Genomic DNA, 19,567 nt, shown 5'->3' on the forward strand with positions numbered 1-19,567 from the left:
GGGTAAACGGGCGTTAGTTTGAGTAAATATACGAACATTTTACCCAAATGATGCAGCCTTACAATTGCCCGCTCATGGCAAAAAACGCCCGCGAAGTTTGTAAAAGTTGACCCAAAGGAGTAGGCTTTACACCCAAGCGAATGTTAGCCGCGCTGATGTCGGCTACAATTCGCATATTGTGCATAATATCTCGGTAGGCTTTCCAAAGACTATAATTGGGATCATAGACATGCCCCGGCTCAGAAGTAGCGCCGTTTAATTCCAGAATTTTGATATTATTTCCGGCATAAAAGTCTTCTAAGGAGCTCACTTTCAAATCAAAACGGCCATAATAAAAACCTTCGATCGGGAGTGCTATTTGATCAAAAACATGCACCAATCGTTGATTGATCAAATGATTGGCATTCAGAAACTTGGTTCCCAGACAATGATTGCCAATGGGTTGAAGGTAACGGCGCTGACCGTTCGGAACTACGTCGTTCCATGCCTCTTTTACTCTTTCCTGAAGTTCTTCCATCGCAAAGCGGGCGCGGGTATTTTTAGCCAGCAATTCTGCAACAGTAGAGCGCCCGTCGCCGATAACGCTCAAAAATTCTTTCTGCGTGATAGAGGTAATTCTTCCTTTGGTTTCTTCCGGGAAGCGAGCATACATCACCCCGAATTCCAATTCGTACGCTACATATTCCTGAATGATAATGGGTTGTGGGGTTTCGATTAAATAGCGTTGCAGGGTTTGTGCGTCGTTTATCTTATGAACTCTGAACCCTCGGCCTCCCACATCGGGCTTGACAATCAGCGGAAAAGAAATCTTGGCGTTTTTTAATTTTTGTTCAACAGACTCCCATGCTTCTCCCTGTTGTATAAAAGCTCCTGCCGGCAAATACCGAGAATCAATTTGACTAAGTATATCATTTTTTGACTCCCCGAAAACTCCTCCGTCGGGAATGCAGGTGTTAACGGTTGTAAAGTACGTAAGTGATCTATTGCGAATGGCTAAATAGAGCCAATAGGGAGCCAAAGGCATAAAAAATACCCACCAGGTCCAGTATTCGTAATTAAACAGTTTAATGAGCCAAAGTGGAAAACGAACGTTTGAGAACATAAATGTGGGTAGGTAACACGTACTTAAAGCAAGTTAAGGGCTAAAAAGTTAAGAAAAAAATGTTGATTCAATGGGCGGGTCGAAGCTCTTTTATGGTTGTCATGGCTTTTGACCAATTTAATACCAAAACGATAGCGCAGCATTTAAAAGTAATGAGCGCCATTGCAAACAGTTGACCACCATCGCCCAAAACATCAATACCGAGCAGCGTGAGATGGGACAAAATAGCGCCTGCCATTGTCCCCAAACCCAATCCGGCCCCGACCCAACAATAACGCGGTGTAAGTAAAAGAATTCCGGCGATCAATTCGATGATGCCTGAACCGATACGTCCGTAGGGTTCGGCACCGAGTTTAGAGAAAATGTAAATGCTTTCTTCGGCGCCCGTAAATTTAAACCAAAGGGTTTGAAGCATAATAATCGCCGCCACAACTTGGGCTATCCAAGAGATAATACGTTTCGTTTTCATCGTTATAAAGTAGGAAAGGTTGATGGTTTAGGAATTATCAATGACCGGAAATACGCATCCAATTTTTGTCGGCCTTGGCTTTCAGGTTGACTTCATCTTTGTTCCAGTCGGGAAGAGTATTATTAAAAAGTCTATTGTAAAAAAGATAGAGCTTTCCATTGACGATCTTGTAGGTATCAGGGTTTATTTCCACCTTTTCGCCGTTAGCACCCATGGCATACGCGCACCACCCTCCGTATTGTGGCTCATAAGCAGCAGGAGTTTTTTTGAATGTTTCGGCATTTGCGGCGCTTGAGAATTGATACGTAATTCCCTCATGCGTAACTGTATACGCCTTTGAACCTTTCGTCGGCTTTTTCTGAAAATAACTGACAGGGTCATAACCTGATAGAGCAATGCCGTTTTCCAGGTTAAATTGGTTTTTACGTACTGCCGAAGTTTGGGCAAACGTAAGCTGTGTCAATAGCAGGATTACCGCTAAAAAGATAGTTTTCATGACTTGATTGATAATTTGATGCTGCAAAGTTCATACATCAACACCCAATCGAATGTCGGCTAAATGACAAAACCCTGAAAAATCAAATTTTATTAACTTACTTTCCGAAAGCCCACTTCAAAAAATCGGGCATGATGGCAGACCACGTTTCCTGATCGTGATGCCCGTCTTTGACTTCAACATAGCGTATATCTTTTCCCCATCGGTAACCTTTACGCTCTAATTCTGCAATTAAGTCAAGTGTATCTTCAATCGAATCAATGACGCCGTTACCGTTTCGATCATCTTTTTCGTCTTCTGAGCCTGTTTGCAACCAGAATTGCGGACGATCCGTAGGGGCAGGCTTTACGTCTGCCCGGATTTCTTTGGTTAATTCTGCCCGGATTTCTTTGGTTAGCTCTTCAGGGGCAGAGGCAAGCCCTGCCCCTACGGGTGTATTCCGCACCAATTGGTGCATGATTCGGTCGGTATGGTCATCGTAATGATTTTCGTAGGCTTTTTGTCGCCACCAGAAAGAGCCGGAAAATACGCCCGCTTTGCCAAACAGTTCCGGATGGTGCCACACAATATCAAATGCCGAAAGACCACTCAGCGAAAAGCCGCAGAAAACGGTGTTTTTCGGACCGGTAAGTACTCGGTAATGTTCTTGGATATAAGGCATTAGCTCTTCCAAAACAAATTGCGTATAGGAACCTGCTTTGGCTCCTCGTTGTTTATAGTCAGGGCGGGAAGCTATTCCGTATTCCTGAATACGCTCACCGCAATGAATAGCAATAAGGATAAAAGGCTCAATAAAAGGTGTAGTTTTTTCGATAGCCTCAGTCATGTTCAGGCGGTCCAGATCCTGCCCATCGTTCATATATAATACTTTGTAGGCGAAGTTTGTATTGATATAGTTGGCAGGTAAAACAACCTCAAGCGTCACTTGCCGCTGCAAATGCGTTGAATAGAATGTTTTTTCATGCCGAACGTTGATTTCTATCGTGGTGTCAGTGTGTTTCAAGAAGGTAAATGCTTTAGTGGGAAACAAAAATACAAATAACCCATATTGGGGTATTAATTTCAAATAATTCATTCTGCCAAACTTTTTTCTATCAATTTTACGTTTATTTACGAAAGTTTAAAGAAACTTTTGATTTTTTGAATTTTGCTTGGTTTTAATTACGAAAGCGACGCCGATCTTCAAAGAATCTACTAAAACCAAACAAAATTATTTACATAATGAAGTATCTAGCTTGCACTGTCTCTGTATTATTGATTTCAACGGTTGTTTCCTTCTCACAAACTAAAAAAGTACCTGCCAAACCTGCCGCAAAAACCACAACTCCTGCCAAAGCGGCTCCTGCAAAAACTGCGGTTGCTTCCAAAATGAGTACTGAATTAGACTCGGTTGCGTACAGCATCGGGATGAATATAGCCCAAAACCTAAAAGGTCAGGGTCTTGACAAGATCAATGTTAATTTATTAGCCAAAGGTATTCAGGATGTGCTGAAAGGCGGCAAAGGAGATTTGGACGATAACCAAGCTCAAATGATCTTAGGTAACTATTTTAACAGGCTTCAATCACAGCGCCAATCGGAGGAAGCCAAGAAGTTTGAAGGTAATAAATTGGAAGGTGAAAAATTCCTTGAAGAAAATAAGAAGAAGACCGGCGTCGTTACCTTACCCAGCGGTTTGCAATACGAAGTCCTGAAAGCGGGAGAAGGCCCGAAACCAACCATCAACAACACAGTGAAGACGCATTATCATGGAACACTTATTGATGGAACAATTTTTGATAGCTCAGTGAAGAGAGGCCAACCGGCAGAGTTTCCGGTAGGCGGAGTGATTCAGGGTTGGGTAGAAGCATTACAGCTGATGCCTGTGGGTTCTAAGTGGAAATTGTACGTGCCTTATAACCTTGCGTATGGTGAGCGTGCCGCAGGTCAGGAAATTAAGCCGTATTCGACATTGATATTTGAAGTAGAGTTATTGGAAATCGTAAAATGATTTCGGCGGATTTTGAAGATCAACCAAACCACCTATAATCTTCAAAATTCTAAGGCCGGATTCAATTAAATCAGTTTATGAAAATGAAAAGCTTTTTAATCGCCTTAGCTCCGGTGTTGCTGCTGAGTCTGCAACCCGACGACTCGCGTTCGCGGGTAGTATCTTCTCGTCCTCCCTTCGCTGCTGCGGATGATGACCTCAAACCTACCCTTACGCAAGAGAAAGTGGAGGCGTATGTTACAAAGATCTTTTCCGGGTATCATTACCGCAAATTTACGATGAACGATTCGTTGTCGTCAAAGATGTATGATAATTACCTCAACGACATCGACCGTGCTAAACTGTATTTTTTATCGTCCGACGTTCAGTATTTTGAAAAATACCGTACCCAATTGGATGAAGCCCTCAGCAATGGGGATCTGGCTGCCGCTTACGACATTTATAACACATTCCGCAAGCGGTATCGTGAACGGAGTGATTATATCACTAAATTTTTGGCCAGCCCTAAATTTGACTTTACTGTAGATGAGACATTCAATACAGACCGTGAAAAAGCGGCTTGGGCTAAAAATACGGAAGAATTGGACGAACTCTGGCGCAAATTGCTTAAAAATGAAGCGTTGGAATTAAAGCTGTCAGGAAAAGCTGATTCGTCGGTAGTGACACTTTTGAGAGATCGTTACAAAAACCGTGAGCGTAATTTGGGCCGTTTCCGCAGCGAACAGGTATTCCAAATGTACATGAATGCTTTTTGCGAAGTACTTGACCCTCACACCCGTTATTTCTCTCCTGCTGATTCCGACAAATTCAAACAGGATATGTACCAAGCCCTTGAAGGCATTGGCGCTGTGTTGCGTGAAGATGGTAATTACATCAAAGTGGTAGAAGTTGTTCCCGGCGGCCCTGCCTTCAAAGACAAGCGTCTGAAAAAAGATGATAAGATCATTGGGGTAGCCCAAGGTGAAGAAGGGAAATTCGAAGATATTGTAGGTTGGTACGTAGACGATGCGGTCAAGAAAATCAAAGGGACCAAAGGCACAACTGTACGTTTGCAGGTATTGGCCGGTGATGCACTTGCCAATGACCCTCCGAAAGAAATTAAGTTGGTACGTGAAAAAGTAAACTTGCAAACATCACGCGCTAAGAAAGAGATCGTAACGATCAACCAAAACAAACACGATTACAAAATCGGTATTATCAATATTCCGTCTTTCTATCGGGATTTTGAAGGTGCCGGTAAGCGTGACAAGGATTTTGCCAGCACAACCCGCGACGTTCAGAAAATCATTGATTCGCTCAAAGCGGAAAATGTAGAAGGAATCGTGATCGACCTACGCAACAACGGTGGCGGGTCATTGACAGAAGCGATCTCATTGACAGGTTTATTCATACCAAAAGGTCCTGTGGTTCAGGTACGTGAATCGACCGGTGATACAGAAGTACAAACGGATCCTGATCCAAGTGTAAGTTATGACGGACCTGTGGCAGTATTGATCAACCGTTTCAGTGCTTCGGCTTCTGAGATCTTTGCAGCGGCTATTCAGGACTACAAACGCGGTATCATTCTTGGCGAACAGACCTACGGAAAAGGAACGGTTCAAACGATGGTTGACCTGAACCAATGGATCAAAGATTCTGACAAATTGGGTCAGATCAATATTACCGTTGCGAAGTTTTACCGGATCAACGGCAGCAGTACGCAGCGTAAAGGTGTATCACCGGACATTGAATTCCCATCGGCTTTCAGCGCGGAAGAATACGGCGAAAGCTCGCAACCTACCGCTTTACCTTGGGATCAAATTGCAACCGCACGTTTTGATCTGAGCAAAGCACTGAATGAAAAACAGGTGGTAAAATTGAAAGAAAAATATCAGCAACGCCTCAAATCGGAAGCAGAGTTGAAAACATTCTCAGATGAACTTGACCTGTTCCGTAAAGCGCGCGAAAATACCACGGTATCCTTGCAGGAAACCAAGCGTAAAAAAGAACGCGAAGAAGCCGAGAAGAAACGTGCTGCCCTGAAAAAACTGGAAACAGAAGATGAAGGCGACGAGGACGAAACAACGACGACCGTTAAAGTTCCTGAGAAAAAGAAAAAGGACATTTATATGAACGAAACCAATCGGATCTTGGCTGATTACATTGCGCTTATCAAAGCACCGTCAGTAGCAAAACGATAAATTTTGTTCTCTTTAAACGTTGGACGTTGGGTTGCGGGTACTATCTTTAGTCCCAAATCCAACGTCCAACGTTTATTTTTAATCCATTCTAACTGATTTATGAAATACGAAAAACACGTTTTTATTTGCACCAATCAAAAAGATGGCGGCAAAAAATGCTGCGGAGCCGAACACGGCGCAGCTTTGGTTGATGCATTCAAAACATCCCTGAAAGAGAAAAATTTGCATATGAATATTCGCGCCCAAAAAGCCGGTTGTTTGGATGTGTGCGCTTTCGGCCCTGCCTTGGTGGTATATCCTGAAGGTGTTTTCTACGGAAAAGTGGAACTCTCAGACGTAGAGGAGATCATTGAAAGCCATTTGATAAACGATGTCCCGGTCGAGCGTCTGGCATTGAAATTCTAAGAGCGCTTTCCTTTTACTTATTATTTGTCAAAGCTGAATGTAAATTCCCCTATAGGGCTTTGCATTCAGCTTTGACATTTTTATTTTTACCGGCAACTGCACACTCTTATGCTCCAACGCTACTTTTCGCTTTCTCAAAACGGCACAACGGTTCGTACTGAGGTCATTGCCGGGCTTTCCTCTTTTCTCGCTACAATGTACATCATTGTGGTCAATCCTGCCATTTTGAGTCAGTCGGGGATGCCCTTTGGCGGCGTGTTGACGGCAACGGTTTTGCTCTCGTTCTTCTGTAGTTTGATGATGGGACTTTATGCTCGAAACCCATTACTTGTAGCGCCGGGCATGGGACTAAACGCCTTTTTTACGTTTACGGTAGTAAAAGGGATGGGAGTAGCATGGCAAACCGCTTTGGGTGCGGTATTTTGGGCGGGCGTTATCTTTCTGATACTATCCGTTTTTAACGTTCGTACATACATTGTGCAGGCGATTCCCAAACCATTACGTTATGCCATTTCTTCGGGAATCGGGCTTTTTATTACGTTGATTGGTTTGACCAATGCTAAATTTATCGTGAGTAATCCTGCTACGCTTGTGGGAATGGGAAATCTCAAAGATCCTATTTTGCTGACGTTTCTGATAGGCCTGATTATTACGGCAGTATTGATTGTGCGCAAGGTTCAGGGAGGAATTGTGATTGGAATAGTGCTTACAACATTGATGGCTATTCCCATCGGGCGTTGGTGGGGAGATGCTTCCGCCGTTAATTTTGGTCAAACTGCCTTGGTCAATTGGAATGGATTGTGGGCTGCCCCTGATTTTAGCCTACTCTTTCAGCTTGATCTTACCGGCTCGCTGACTTTAGCACTTTGGCCGGTCATATTTGCGTTTACTTTTACGGATTTGTTTGATAGTGTTTCTACGTTTGTTGGAGTAGCGGAAGCGGCTGATCTTTATGACGAAAACGGTGATCCGCGTAATATTCAACAATCACTTTTGACCGATGCCGTAGCTACTACATTGGCAGGGTTACTGGGCACCAGCCCCGGAACCGCCTATATAGAATCGGCGGTGGGGATTGAACAGGGCGGGCGAACGGGACTTACGGCAATAGTAGCAGCGTTTTTGTTCTTGCCCTTCATGTTTTTATCACCTTTACTGTCGGTCATTCCGAGCATTGCCACTGCTCTGGCGCTGATTTTAGTGGGTGCATTTATGATGAAACCCATCACAAAAATTGACTGGACCGTTATGGATGAGGCAATTCCGTGCTTATTGGCATTGGTACTGATCCCGTTCAGTTATTCCATCACGCAGGGAATCATTTTCGGATTTTTAAGTTGGACCCTTCTCAAAACGGCCACCGGAAAAAGCAAAGAAGTTTCACCAACACTCTGGATCATTGATGCTTTCGCCGTCATGTCGTTGGTTTGGGGACATTGATTAATAAAAAAAGCGTCCGACGGTTGTAAACCGTCAGACGCTGTATAATTTTACAAATGTTGTGCTTCCGCGCGGCGGACCGCTCCGAAGCTTTAATTCCTAGATATACTGATTCAGAAGGTTCTCGAATAATTCCTGTTTGCCGCTGATCTGTTTTGGCGCACCTGCCGATACGGCAAAGCTGTGCAGATCTTCCAATGTCAGTTTACCTGTTTCAAAATCCTTCCCGGCGCCGCTGTCAAAAGAAGCATAACGTTCGGTACGGAGTTTCTTATAGGATGATTTTTCCAAAATATCATTTGAGATCACAAGCGCCCGGGCAAAAGCATCCATGCCACCAATGTGTGCAATAAAAATATCATCAAGGTCAGTTGAATTACGACGGGTTTTAGCGTCGAAATTGATACCTCCAGCCGTAATGCCACCTGCTTCGAGAATAACCAACATCGCCTCCGTCAATTCACTTAAATTGATGGGGAATTGGTCGGTATCCCAACCGTTTTGGTAGTCACCGCGGTTGGCGTCGATGCTGCCCAACATACCGGCATCAGCCGCTACCTGGAGTTCGTGTTGGAAAGTATGGCCCGCTAACGTTGCGTGGTTCACTTCAATATTTAATTGGAAATCTTTGTCCAAACCATATTGCCGTAAGAAACCGATCACGGTTGCCGAATCATAGTCGTATTGGTGCTTGGTCGGCTCACAAGGTTTAGGTTCAATAAAGAACGTTCCTTTGAATCCGTTTTTACGGGCATAGTCACGCGCAACGGTTAGAAATTGACCAAGGTGATCAACCTCACGTTTCATGTTGGTGTTCAACAAACTCATGTAACCTTCACGTCCGCCCCAGAATACGTAATTTTCGCCACCCAGAGCAATCGTAGCATCCAGCGCATTTTTTACCTGAACGCCGGCGTATGCCAACACATTGAAATCAGGATTGGTTGAAGCGCCGTTCATGTAACGAGGGTTAGAGAAAACATTGGCTGTGCCCCATAGCAATTTCACCCCGCTTTCGGCTTGTTTACCTTTTGCATATTCAGTAATTGCCTGCATACGGCGCTCGTATTCGCTGATGGTTGGTCCTTCGTCAACCAGATCCACATCGTGAAAGCAATAATAAGGTACGCCAAGTTTAGTAATGAATTCAAAAGCGGCATCCATTTTATCTTTGGCGCGCTGTACAGCGTCACTGCTTGCATCCCACGCAAATTCTTTAGTGCCCGGACCGAACGGATCGGCACCGGTGCCGCAGAAGGTATGCCAGTAGGCAACGGCAAAACGTAAATGATCTTTCATGGTCTTTCCACCAACAAGACGATTTTCGTCGTACCACTTGAACGCCAGTGGGTTGTCAGAGTCGCGACCTTCGAACTGAATTTTGGAGATTCCTTTGAAATATTCGGTATTTCCGAGTGTAAGGGACATAAAATAGAATGTTTTAAGTGGAGTCTAAAAGACAGAATTACTATTAAAAGAGTGAAAAATAAATTCTTACTTGTGCAAAGAAAAATAATAAATGTCAATTTGACAATTTTACTTTTAAAAGTATGTGAATACGTTTCTCACCGGGCATTTTTTATTTTTCATAGGTGAACATAGCTATGAAAAAATAGTACTTTCGAACAAAAAAGCAGTAAGTAGTACAGTTGGTAATTTAGTCAACAGCTAAGCTTTTGATACTAATTATACAATGACCATAATTGTTTAGTCAAAATAGGTGGAATTGTTCGTGTGTTGTTTGACCCCGGATGGGGCGGACGGTCGCTGCCGTCACATGTTTGTAGAAACAGAATTATTATCTACAAACGTCTGACCCCATCCGGGGTCAAACAGCCTGAAACATTTTAAACTGATTTTGAACTTACCATTGAACAGATTCGCAAAAGGTTACTTTTAACAGGATACGTCTTTTTACATTTTTATAGATTATTCATCCATGCAAAATTCCCTTCCACAAGGTTTTATTCCCGTAATGTTGACCCCGTTTAAAGACAACGGGGAGATTGATTTTGACGGATTAACCAAACTTACTGAATTTTATTTAGAAGCCGGCGCGGCGGGTTTATTCGCCAACTGTCTTTCTTCTGAAATGTACGAACTGAGCGAAGATGAGCGCCTTGCCATTACCCAGCACGTTGTTGACGTGGCCAACGGACGAGTTCCCGTCGTGGCAACGGGAACATTTGGCGGTTCTATTGCTGAACAAGCCGAATTTTCCAAAAAGATTTACGCAACGGGTATTCAGGCAGTAATCGTGATTACGAGTTTAATTGCCGGCGCTGATGAAACGGATGAGGTATTCATGGAGCGGATGCACGAGCTTCTTAGTTTGACTCCGGGCGTTTCGTTTGGTCTCTACGAATGTCCTGTCCCTTATAAAAGACTTGTTACAGCCGAAAATTTGGGAGAACTGGCGGCCACAGGGCGGGTGATTTATCATAAAGATACCTCATTGGATATTGAAAACGTAAAAGCCAAAATTGCCGCTACAGCCGGTCAGGTTTTTGGCGTTTATGATGCTTACATGGAACATGCAGCGGCTTCGTTAAAAGCCGGTTCGGCCGGATTGTCCTGTATTCAGGGAAATTTCTTTCCTGAATTGATCGTGTGGCTATGCCAAAATTTCAACGAGCCAACGCAGCAGGAAAATGTGCAACGCGTACAGCAATTCCTGATCGATACGATGGGCGTTATTCACATGGCTTATCCGACCGTTGCAAAATATTACCTGCAAAAACGCGGTTTTCCTATCACATTGTATACACGTCGTAAGGTTGAGCCATTGACTGAAGTGGAAAAAGCGAATGCAGATGCTTTGCTTGAAACGGTGGATAAACTTTCTAAAGAAATTGAGATCAACTCCTTAACTTTCGCATAAACAACTTTTTGTTTTCAGGATAAAAGACCTTCTATGTTTCGGCGTAGAAGGTCTTTTTAGTTAAAAAAATCGGTTTATTTGCTTTGGTATAAATAGCTAACCTTTTATCTATGAAATCCGGCCTTTCTCTGTCATTGATTATTGTTTTGGCGGTTCACGGCGCTTTTGCCCAACGCCAAATTTCTCCCGTTAATTTCTCCAAAGTTACCGTCAAAGATTTCTTCTGGAAACCGCGTATTGAAAAAGTACACTCGGCTACCTTGCCGGTATGTATGACGTATACTGAAGATTCGACGGCGCGGATTCGGAATTTTGAGAATGCAGCCCTGCGCAGCGGTAAACACAAAGGCATTTATTTTGATGATTCTGACGTGTATAAAGTCATTGAAGGAATTGCGTATACGCTCAAAACCACGCCTGATAAAGTACTGGAAGCCAAAACCGATGAATGGATCGATAAAATTGCGGCAGCTCAACTTCCCGATGGGTATCTCAATACCTATTATACATTAGTAGGTTTGGAAAAACGCTGGACCGACATGGAAAAGCACGAGGATTATTGCCTCGGACACTTGATCGAAGGAGCTGTAGCGTACTATGATGCCACCGGTAAACGTAAACTGTTGGATGTGTCGATTCGTTTTGCCAATCATTTTGATTCTACTTTTCGTATTCAAAATAAACCATGGGTGACCGGGCATCAGGAACTGGAATTGGCGTTGGTGAAACTATACCATACGACCAATAACGATCGCTACCTCAAACTCGCTGATTGGCTCATTGAGCAACGTGGCAAAGGAAACGGGCGGGGACAAATCTGGACCGACAAACATTTTGACGGCGCACGTTATTGCCAAGACGATGTACCCGTGCGCGAAATGACCGATATTAAAGGCCACGCCGTCCGGGCAATGTACCTCTACACAGGCATGGCCGATGTAGCTGCCGAAACCGGCGACCGTGGTTATACCCAAGCGCTTGAACGGGTATGGGCCGATGTGGTAGAACGTAATATGTATATTACGGGAGGAATCGGTTCTTCCACTAAGAATGAAGGCTTTACGGTTGATTATGACCTGCCCAATGAATCGGCTTATTGTGAAACCTGCGCTTCGGTGGGAATGGTTTTCTGGAATCAACGCATGAATCTTTATTCGGGAGAATCAAAATACGTGGATGTGTTGGAACGCTCACTTTACAATGGAGCGTTAGCGGGAGTACAACTTACGGGGAATTTATTTTTCTATGTAAATCCCTTGGCTTCCTTCGGACTGCATCACCGCCGCCCTTGGTATGGTACGGCCTGTTGTCCAAGCAATGTGTCGCGTTTGATGCCTTCGGTAGGCGGTTATATTTACAATACGTCTGAAAATACATTGTGGGTCAATTTGTATGTAGGCAGCGAAACCGAGGTTGTATTAGGTGCGCATAAAGTGAAATTTGCTCAAAAAACCAATTATCCTTGGGCGGGTGAAGTGGAAATAAAAGCCATTCCTGACAGCAGCAAAGCAGATTTTGCGTTAAAACTGCGCATTCCTGCGTGGTGCGATAAATACACGATTGAGATCAACGGTAAAGTTGTAGAGAAGTTAACGCCCGACAAAGGCTACGTGACAGTTTCGAGAACTTGGGCCAAAAATGATATCCTTAAACTTCGCATGGAAATGCCCGTCAAAGTGGTTGCGGCCGATTCGCGCGTGAAGGCAAACGAAGGCAAACGTGCCATACAGCGCGGGCCGTTGGTGTATTGCGTGGAAGAGCAGGACAATCGTCATTTGGATTATGATCAAATCCTGTTGTCGAAAAAAACGCAGTTCAGTACCACTTTTGAGCCGGCACTGTTAGGAGGCGTAACTACGATAAAAGCGCAGAATGGTAATGATAATTTTACCCTTATTCCATACTATTCTTGGGACAACCGTCAGGCAGGACGTATGAAAGTTTGGATTGATTGGAAAGGAAAATAGCATTCCGGTATTTATACTTCTAAACCTTTAATTCATGGAAATCAAAGACTTTAAACCCTATGTGCCTAACGAGCAAAACATGGCCGAGTTTACCGTGAAGTCGGTAGTAATGGGCATTTTGTTTGGGGTTTTGTTTGGCGCTGCTACCGTTTATTTATCGCTTAAAGCGGGACTGTCAGTATCGGCGTCTATCCCGATTGCCGTTTTGGCGATCTCGTTGGGACGAAAATATTTAGGAACCACGATTCTTGAAAATAACATCATTCAAACCACCGGTTCGGCGGGGGAGTCCATTGCATCGGGCGTGGTTTTTACCTTGCCGGGTTTTCTCTTTTTATCCACCACTGAAGAAGGCAAAAGCATCGGTGCTGATTTCTTTAATTATTGGACGATATTGACCTTAGCCATTTTGGGTGGAATTTTGGGGACGTTGATGATGATCCCATTGCGGCGCTCGCTGATCGTGCAGGAACACGGGACGCTGCCTTATCCGGAAGGAACGGCCTGCGGCTCCGTTTTGATAGCAGGTGAAAAAGGCGGTGACTTGGCCAAAACCGCTTACCAAGGTTTGGGCATTGCCATGCTGTACGCTTTCCTGCAAAAAATCCTTCACGTTATTGCTGAAGTGCCCAGATTAGCTTCTGAACAAGCGAGTAAAATTTTTCCGTCGGCAGTGGTCAGCGGAGAAATCACGCCGGAATATTTGGGTGTAGGGTATATTATTGGCTTTCGCATTTCTGCGGTATTGGTGGGTGGTGGTTTGCTGGCTTGGTTGGGATTGATTCCGCTTTTGGCTACGCTCGTGCCCGGAGACACTATTGCCGGGCAATTGATCAAACTCGGTTATCTCAAAGACCTCGCTACCTCAGGTGGTCCGGGTGGTTGGAATCCTGCCACGCACAGTTTTACCGACACAGCGTCGGCCATTTATCGCGCCTATATTCGTCAGATCGGTGCCGGGGCTGTGGCGGCGGGCGGTTTTATGGCCTTGATGAAAAGCATTCCCACGATCATCTCTTCGTTTCAGCAAAGTCTGGCTTCCATGAAAGCGGGCAGCGAGAGTGCTCGTGTTCGTACCGAGCAGGACTTATCGTTTAAAGTGGTCATTTTTGGCTGTCTGGCCTTAGTGATATTGATGGTGATTTTGCCCCAAATTCCGGGCGATGGTTTATTGACCAAATTTTTGATTGCGATTTTAGTAGTTGTCTTTGGCTTTTTCTTCGTGACGGTGGCAAGCCGGATTGTGGGTATTATCGGTTCAAGCTCATCACCTGTTTCGGGGATGACGATTGCAACCATTATGGCTACTTCTTTGGTTTTCATTGGTTTTGGCCTTACCGGTAAACTCTACGAACCGGCCGTTTTGGTGATCGGAGGTATGATCTGTATCGCAGCGGCCAACGCAGGAAATACGTCGCAGGATCTAAAAACGGGCTATTTGGTGGGAGCCACGCCCAAGTATCAACAAATTGCGTTGTTTATCGGAGTCATTGTTTCGTCGTTGGTGATTGGAGCTACCGTCAAATTATTGGATACTCCTACCCCTGATTTGGTGGCGCAGGGCATTCAACATGCCATCGGCACCGACAAATTCCCCGCGCCGCAAGGGACGCTTATGGCGACGCTCATTAAAGGATTGTTGTCTTTCAATCTTGATTGGCAGTTTGTATTGGTTGGTGTTTTCACCGCCATTACCATCGAGATCATGGGAGTCAATGCGTTATCATTTGCGGTAGGTTTGTACTTACCGCTTTCTACAACGTTGCCCATTTTTGCGGGTGGTTGCGTCAAAGCTTTTGTGAACTGGAATGCCAAACGCAAAGGCATTGAAGAAGAAGATCCTGATCTGGGCAAAGGTAATTTATTCTCTACCGGCCTTGTCGCAGGTGGTGCATTGGCGGGAGTGGTGGTTGCGTTGCTTTCCGTAAATGATGCTATTTTCAACGCCTTGGCTAAGATCAATCTTGAATCCGCAATTGCTTCTGTCATTGGTGAAGGCGGCTACCAACTTTTAGGCGCAGGTTTGTTTGTAGCAATGGCTTCAGTGCTTTACCGAGTGGCGATGAAACGATAAAAGGCGAATTAGTAAAAGCCTACCCAAAACAATTTTGGACATATAAGTAGTTCATTAAAAATACTTTGCATTATTTGTTTGACCCCATCCGGGGTCAGATGTTTGTAGAAAAGAGCGGCATTACTACAAATATCTGACCCCGGATGGGGTCAAACAACTGCGAAATACATCAAACTATTTTAGCCAATGTACTTAACTGTCAGTTAAATAATGGCTTCGGAGAAGCTTTACCTTTGTAGTATAGGATTGTCAGTTAATTACAAGGCTTCGGAGAAGCCAAACATTAATTTGATGTTTGGCTTCTCCGAAGCCTTATAACCAGGGAATAACCATCTTTCCTACAAAGGTGGGGCTTCTCCGAAGCTAGTGATTATGTGCGTCTAAAACATGTTGGACGCGCTTTTATGCGCTATTCTTCGATCATTTCTACCTGTTTCACTTCTACGCGCGGAGGAATCAGACGATATAACACGGGAGTGACAATACGTGATAACAACGTTGAACTTATCAATCCTCCAATCAATACCCACGCTAACGGCGAATAAAGCGGATTCCCTTCAATCGCCAACGGAATCAAACCACCAATGGCGGTAAGCGAAGTAAGCACAATGGGTACAAAACGAATTTCGCCCGCTTCCTGAATTGCTTCAAATAATGGTCGCCCTTCTTCACGAAGTTGGTTGGTAAAATCGACGAGCAAAATAGAGTTTTTAACTTCAATACCGATCAACGCAATAAGCCCGATAACGGCCACGAAAGAGAGCGGATAGCCTACGATCCAAAGCATGGTAAAAGCTCCGATAATACCCAACGGAATGACGGAAAGAACGATCAAAGAGCTCTTGAAATTACCGAATTCCAGAATCAAAACACCCAAAAAGCCGAAGGCCGTGATAAGAATAATGGTGCCCAAACCGCCAAATGATTTTTGACGCGCTTCCAATTCTCCCGCTGCTACGTAGCTGAAGTCGTTCGGGAATTTGTATTTGTCCAATTTGGCAATAGCTTCTTTATACACATTATCGACCAAATGACCGCTTTTAACAAAGGCTGAAACAGTCACAAAACGGTCACGGTCGTAGTGGCGAATCTGGTTTGTGGATGTTTCGAATTGAATATCAGCCACTTGTCGTAAAGGCACGGCCGCTCCCGTTAGTGTATTCACGTATAAATTATTAAGGACAGCGGGGGTGGTCGTTTTCCCTTTAGGCAACGTAACATTAATGCTGTAATCATCACCACTTGCATCTTTATACGTACCAATGTTCAACCCTGCAATCGCCAGACGAACAGTACGATTGATATCCGCTACCGATATTCCCAACAATCCGGCCTTTTCTTTATTGATCTTTACGCGCAGATCGGTACGACGGGTAGTAAGTGGGTTTTTAACGTAGATCGTTCCGGGTGTTTCCTTCAACATTTTCTCTACATCGGCGGCTACGCTGCGAAGCTTTTCGAGGTCTTCACCCATGACCCGAATGGCAATGGGTGCTTCGGTATTGGGGCCTTGTTCAAAATCTACCACTTCTACATTGGCATTGGGTACGTAACGCAGTTTGTCGCGAAGTTGGTCAATGATTTTTTCTTTTTCAGGCGGATGGATTTCGTCCTGTAATTGCACAAATACTTCGGCGTAATTGCTTGATTCCGAACGCTCAATGACGTTGTAATACATCCGAGGATTACCACGCCCGACACTGGTAGAGAAAAATTTCACTTCCGGCAGACGTTTCAATTCATTCTCCACCACCCGCGCCACGCGATTTGTTTCATTCAAACTGCTTCCTTCGGGCGTTTCAAAAGTGATCCGAAACATGGGCTTTTCTGATTTAGGGAATAACCCAAATCCGATGAGTTTAGGAATGTACAATGAAGCACCAAATAATAACCCGGCAAACAGCAGGGTTGGAAGCGGATGCCGCAGTGCCCAATTCAATAACTTGCTGTAAGAACCCGAAATAAGTTTTTTCAACGCTCTCAGAAAGATATTTCCTTCCGGATTGTGATTGCTTTCCAATAAACGACTGCTCAAAAAAGGAACAATGGTAAGCGACACTACCATGGAAGCTAAAATGGTCATTACCACGGCCATCGGCAAGCTTATGATGAAGTCGCCCGAGGCTTCCGGTAAAAACAGCAATGGTAAAAAGGCTAAAACCAACGTCACCGTACATCCTATGACAGCCAATGTGATTTGTTTGGTGGCCTTAATGGCCGCATCTCGTTTGGAGAAACCGTCGCGCATCCAGCGTTCAATGTTTTCGACCACCACAATCGAATCATCAACCAATATTCCCAATGCTACGATCAAGCCTACTACACTTAATTGGTTGATGCTGTAACCCAGATAATTAACTGCTGTCAGGCCGATAGACAATGAAAGCGGAATCGAAACCATTACCACCAACGCAGCCCGCAATCCGAGGGGAAGAAGCGTAAGCGCCACAAGCAAAATGGCAATACCGAAGTCTTTGGCAAAACGCCCTAAACGACGATCTACACTCACCGATTGGTCAAAATACTTCACCATTTTGATGTGCTTGGGCATCGTTTTTTCAAACTCTGTCAAGCTTGCATTCAGTACTTTTCCTGTTTCGGTAATGTTTTTGCCGGATTTCTGCGCTGCCGCTACCAAAACTGCTCTTCGTCCATTTAAACGGGTGAAATTGGTTTCTTCTTCGTAATTAAAATCGACGGCGGCAATGTCTTTCAGGTAAATGATCTTCTGACCGTTGGTTGATACGATCGTGTTGCGCATTTGTTCCAACGATTCATAATCGCCGCTGGTTTTGACGTTAAATCGCCGCGCGCCTTCCTGCACACTTCCTGCGGGAATGTTGAGGTTTTCGGCCTGTAAAGCGCCCATTACCCGATTAATAGCGATGCCTTCCTGCGCCATTTTCTCCACATTGAGCGAAATGCGCACATTTTCTTTGGGAAAACCGTAGTCTTTTACGCTTCTCAGGTCTTTGTTTTTTTCCAGCGTCTTCCGCAGTTTCTCGGAATAATCGGCCATTTCTTTATAGGAAGCAACTTCCGAAACCAACGCTACCTGTACGATATTGACCAATCCGGGATCAAATTGAAAATAACGAATATCGAAAATATCGGTTGGGAGAATCCCGCGCATCGAATTTACTTCGCGGGCAATTTCCTGCTTCTTTTCGTCATTGTCTACCGCATATTCGTATTCCAACAGGAATACCGCCAGACCATCATCAATGGTCGTACGGATATTTTTGACGTCTTTGAGTTCATTGAGGCGTTTTTCAACGGGATCAACCACCAATTCCTCCATATCTTTGGGGTCGGTGCCCGGATAAATGACCGTAATGACAAACGTAGGGGCTTCAAACGTGGGGTCTTCGGCACGCGGCATATTAAACAGGGAATTGAGTCCCAACGCTACCACGCCCACAAACATCACCAGCATAAACTGCCAGTTCTTGACGGAAAATTCTGAAAGATTCATCGGTGTAGTTGTGGTTATTTAATAATTACGGTAGAAGATTCGGTCAGAAAAGCATTTCCTGAAGTAACGACTTCGGTAATTCCATCCAATCCATTTGTTACCAACACTTTATCGCCGTCTACGAAGCCGATCTGAATAGGCAGACGTTTTACTTTTTTGCGCGATTCGTCCAAGACATACACAAACGCATCCTGTCCGTTTCCTTCAATGATGGCTTCAATGGGAACCATGACATAAGAGCGATTTTCGGCAGGTTTAATCTCCACTTTAGCAAACAATCCGGACGCAAATCGTTTGCCGTTTGGATTGATCCGCACTTCAATTTCGTAGAGCTTATTCATTGGGTCGGCGGCAGGGGCAGACTTGGTAACGGTACCCATAAACGTTTCTGTTGGATAGGCGTCCAGCACAACAGTTGCTTTGTTGCCTACTTTGAGTCGTGCCCAATCCTTATCCGATACGCCAACTCGAACTACCCAATCACTTTGACGATTGGAAGTGAGAAAGAAAATGGATGTGCCCGGACCTGTAAATTCGCCTTCATTAGCGGTTTTCCGGATGACAGCTCCATCAATAGGGGAGGTAATTTGCGCATACGAACGGTTGAATTGAGCAATTTGAAGATTTTGCTTTGCCACGTCAAAACCTGTGGTAACGTTTTGCATTTGTTCGAGTGTAGCGGCGGTATCTTTGTACATACTCTCAACGCGTTTGAAGTCACGTTCGGCTTTTTCCACACTGTATTTTGCCTGACTTACCTGTGCGTCAATTTCGGTCATATTGAGCGAGGCCAACACTTGCCCTTTGTGTACTTTTTGGCCTTCGGTGACATATATTTTTTGGATGATCCCGCCAATTTTAAAGGAAAGTTTTGCTTCTCCCGAAGAGGCAACCAATCCCGAAGCGACAATGGACTCAGAACGAACGGTTTGCGTTACTTTTTCAAGTTTTACCGGCACGACCGTTTCTTCACCCAACACAACGGTTTCTGTTTTTTTGTCTTCCTGTTTGCCGCAGGCCGCGAGGAGGAAAACAGCGATGATAAAGGAGTATTGTTTCATGATTGTATGCGTTATAAAATCATTCTTT

General features: G+C 44.5%; 14 protein-coding genes. 7 read left to right on the plus strand and 7 right to left on the minus strand.

The window, feature by feature from the left end; translation table 11 throughout:
• Positions 1 to 58: 58 nt before the first annotated feature.
• The 4 genes from ACQY73_RS26490 to ACQY73_RS26505 form a co-directional block, all read right to left on the minus strand.
• Positions 59 to 1,102, minus strand: a complete 1,044-nt coding sequence (locus tag ACQY73_RS26490; RefSeq protein ID WP_428656957.1) for a hypothetical protein — start codon at positions 1,100 to 1,102, stop codon at positions 59 to 61.
• 67 nt (positions 1,103 to 1,169) lie between these two features.
• A complete protein-coding gene (locus tag ACQY73_RS26495; protein ID WP_428656960.1) occupies positions 1,170 to 1,571 on the minus strand; it encodes a DoxX family membrane protein in 402 nt (133 codons plus the stop codon).
• 37 nt (positions 1,572 to 1,608) lie between these two features.
• A complete protein-coding gene (locus tag ACQY73_RS26500) occupies positions 1,609 to 2,067 on the minus strand; it encodes a YHS domain-containing (seleno)protein (protein ID WP_428656962.1) in 459 nt (152 codons plus the stop codon).
• A 97-nt stretch (positions 2,068 to 2,164) separates the two neighbouring features.
• Positions 2,165 to 3,142, minus strand: a complete 978-nt coding sequence (locus ACQY73_RS26505) for an alpha/beta hydrolase (protein WP_428656964.1) — start codon at positions 3,140 to 3,142, stop codon at positions 2,165 to 2,167.
• A gap of 146 nt (positions 3,143 to 3,288) precedes the next feature.
• On the opposite strand from ACQY73_RS26505, the gene ACQY73_RS26510 reads away from it, so the two are divergent.
• The 4 genes from ACQY73_RS26510 (at position 3,289) to ACQY73_RS26525 (ending at position 8,081) form a co-directional block, all read left to right on the plus strand.
• Positions 3,289 to 4,056 carry an FKBP-type peptidyl-prolyl cis-trans isomerase gene (locus ACQY73_RS26510; protein ID WP_428656967.1) on the plus strand — a complete coding sequence of 256 codons (768 nt, stop codon included), beginning with the start codon at positions 3,289 to 3,291 and terminating at the stop codon, positions 4,054 to 4,056.
• 83 nt (positions 4,057 to 4,139) lie between these two features.
• Positions 4,140 to 6,236 (plus strand): carboxy terminal-processing peptidase, encoded by a 2,097-nt coding sequence (locus tag ACQY73_RS26515; protein WP_428656970.1) that lies wholly within the window; start codon positions 4,140 to 4,142, stop codon positions 6,234 to 6,236.
• A 99-nt stretch (positions 6,237 to 6,335) separates the two neighbouring features.
• On the plus strand, positions 6,336 to 6,641 hold the full coding sequence (locus ACQY73_RS26520; protein WP_428656973.1) for a (2Fe-2S) ferredoxin domain-containing protein: 306 nt from the start codon (positions 6,336 to 6,338) through the stop codon (positions 6,639 to 6,641).
• Positions 6,642 to 6,749: 108 nt separating this feature from the next.
• Entirely contained in the window at positions 6,750 to 8,081 is a 1,332-nt protein-coding gene (locus ACQY73_RS26525; RefSeq protein WP_428656976.1) for an NCS2 family permease, read from the plus strand.
• 99 nt (positions 8,082 to 8,180) lie between these two features.
• Here the strand turns inward: ACQY73_RS26525 and xylA are convergent, their stop codons facing one another.
• Positions 8,181 to 9,509 carry a xylose isomerase gene (gene xylA / locus ACQY73_RS26530; RefSeq protein ID WP_428656978.1) on the minus strand — a complete coding sequence of 443 codons (1,329 nt, stop codon included), beginning with the start codon at positions 9,507 to 9,509 and terminating at the stop codon, positions 8,181 to 8,183.
• Between the two features lie 511 nt (positions 9,510 to 10,020).
• On the opposite strand from xylA, the gene ACQY73_RS26535 reads away from it, so the two are divergent.
• The 3 genes from ACQY73_RS26535 (at position 10,021) to ACQY73_RS26545 (ending at position 15,003) form a co-directional block, all read left to right on the plus strand.
• Entirely contained in the window at positions 10,021 to 10,962 is a 942-nt protein-coding gene (locus ACQY73_RS26535) for a dihydrodipicolinate synthase family protein (RefSeq protein ID WP_428656981.1), read from the plus strand.
• Between the two features lie 110 nt (positions 10,963 to 11,072).
• A complete protein-coding gene (locus ACQY73_RS26540) occupies positions 11,073 to 12,929 on the plus strand; it encodes a glycoside hydrolase family 127 protein (RefSeq protein WP_428656984.1) in 1,857 nt (618 codons plus the stop codon).
• Between the two features lie 34 nt (positions 12,930 to 12,963).
• Positions 12,964 to 15,003: an OPT family oligopeptide transporter gene (locus ACQY73_RS26545; protein WP_428656986.1), complete on the plus strand. Its 2,040-nt coding sequence runs from the start codon at positions 12,964 to 12,966 to the stop codon at positions 15,001 to 15,003.
• 409 nt (positions 15,004 to 15,412) lie between these two features.
• Here the strand turns inward: ACQY73_RS26545 and ACQY73_RS26550 are convergent, their stop codons facing one another.
• Positions 15,413 to 18,478: an efflux RND transporter permease subunit gene (locus ACQY73_RS26550; RefSeq protein WP_428656989.1), complete on the minus strand. Its 3,066-nt coding sequence runs from the start codon at positions 18,476 to 18,478 to the stop codon at positions 15,413 to 15,415.
• A gap of 14 nt (positions 18,479 to 18,492) precedes the next feature.
• Complete coding sequence (locus ACQY73_RS26555; RefSeq protein ID WP_428656992.1) at positions 18,493 to 19,539, minus strand: efflux RND transporter periplasmic adaptor subunit; 1,047 nt, start codon at positions 19,537 to 19,539, stop codon at positions 18,493 to 18,495.
• Between the last annotated feature and the right edge of the window lie 28 nt (positions 19,540 to 19,567).

Origin of the sequence: Runella sp., from assembly GCF_965279615.1 — a bacterium.
GTDB lineage: Bacteria > Bacteroidota > Bacteroidia > Cytophagales > Spirosomataceae > Runella.

Bases quoted from the DNA above. Each gene is read 5' to 3' on its own strand.
- ACQY73_RS26510 (WP_428656967.1), top strand. From the start codon at position 3,289: ATGAAGTATCTAGCTTGCACTGTCTCTGTATTATTGATTTCAACGGTT.
- ACQY73_RS26555 (WP_428656992.1), bottom strand. From the start codon at position 19,539: ATGAAACAATACTCCTTTATCATCGCTGTTTTCCTCCTCGCGGCCTGC.
- ACQY73_RS26535 (WP_428656981.1), top strand. From the start codon at position 10,021: ATGCAAAATTCCCTTCCACAAGGTTTTATTCCCGTAATGTTGACCCCG.
- ACQY73_RS26550 (WP_428656989.1), bottom strand. From the start codon at position 18,478: ATGAATCTTTCAGAATTTTCCGTCAAGAACTGGCAGTTTATGCTGGTG.
- ACQY73_RS26540 (WP_428656984.1), top strand. From the start codon at position 11,073: ATGAAATCCGGCCTTTCTCTGTCATTGATTATTGTTTTGGCGGTTCAC.
- ACQY73_RS26525 (WP_428656976.1), top strand. From the start codon at position 6,750: ATGCTCCAACGCTACTTTTCGCTTTCTCAAAACGGCACAACGGTTCGT.
- ACQY73_RS26495 (WP_428656960.1), bottom strand. From the start codon at position 1,571: ATGAAAACGAAACGTATTATCTCTTGGATAGCCCAAGTTGTGGCGGCG.
- ACQY73_RS26505 (WP_428656964.1), bottom strand. From the start codon at position 3,142: ATGAATTATTTGAAATTAATACCCCAATATGGGTTATTTGTATTTTTG.
- ACQY73_RS26515 (WP_428656970.1), top strand. From the start codon at position 4,140: ATGAAAAGCTTTTTAATCGCCTTAGCTCCGGTGTTGCTGCTGAGTCTG.
- ACQY73_RS26545 (WP_428656986.1), top strand. From the start codon at position 12,964: ATGGAAATCAAAGACTTTAAACCCTATGTGCCTAACGAGCAAAACATG.
- ACQY73_RS26490 (WP_428656957.1), bottom strand. From the start codon at position 1,102: ATGTTCTCAAACGTTCGTTTTCCACTTTGGCTCATTAAACTGTTTAAT.
- xylA (WP_428656978.1), bottom strand. From the start codon at position 9,509: ATGTCCCTTACACTCGGAAATACCGAATATTTCAAAGGAATCTCCAAA.
- ACQY73_RS26520 (WP_428656973.1), top strand. From the start codon at position 6,336: ATGAAATACGAAAAACACGTTTTTATTTGCACCAATCAAAAAGATGGC.
- ACQY73_RS26500 (WP_428656962.1), bottom strand. From the start codon at position 2,067: ATGAAAACTATCTTTTTAGCGGTAATCCTGCTATTGACACAGCTTACG.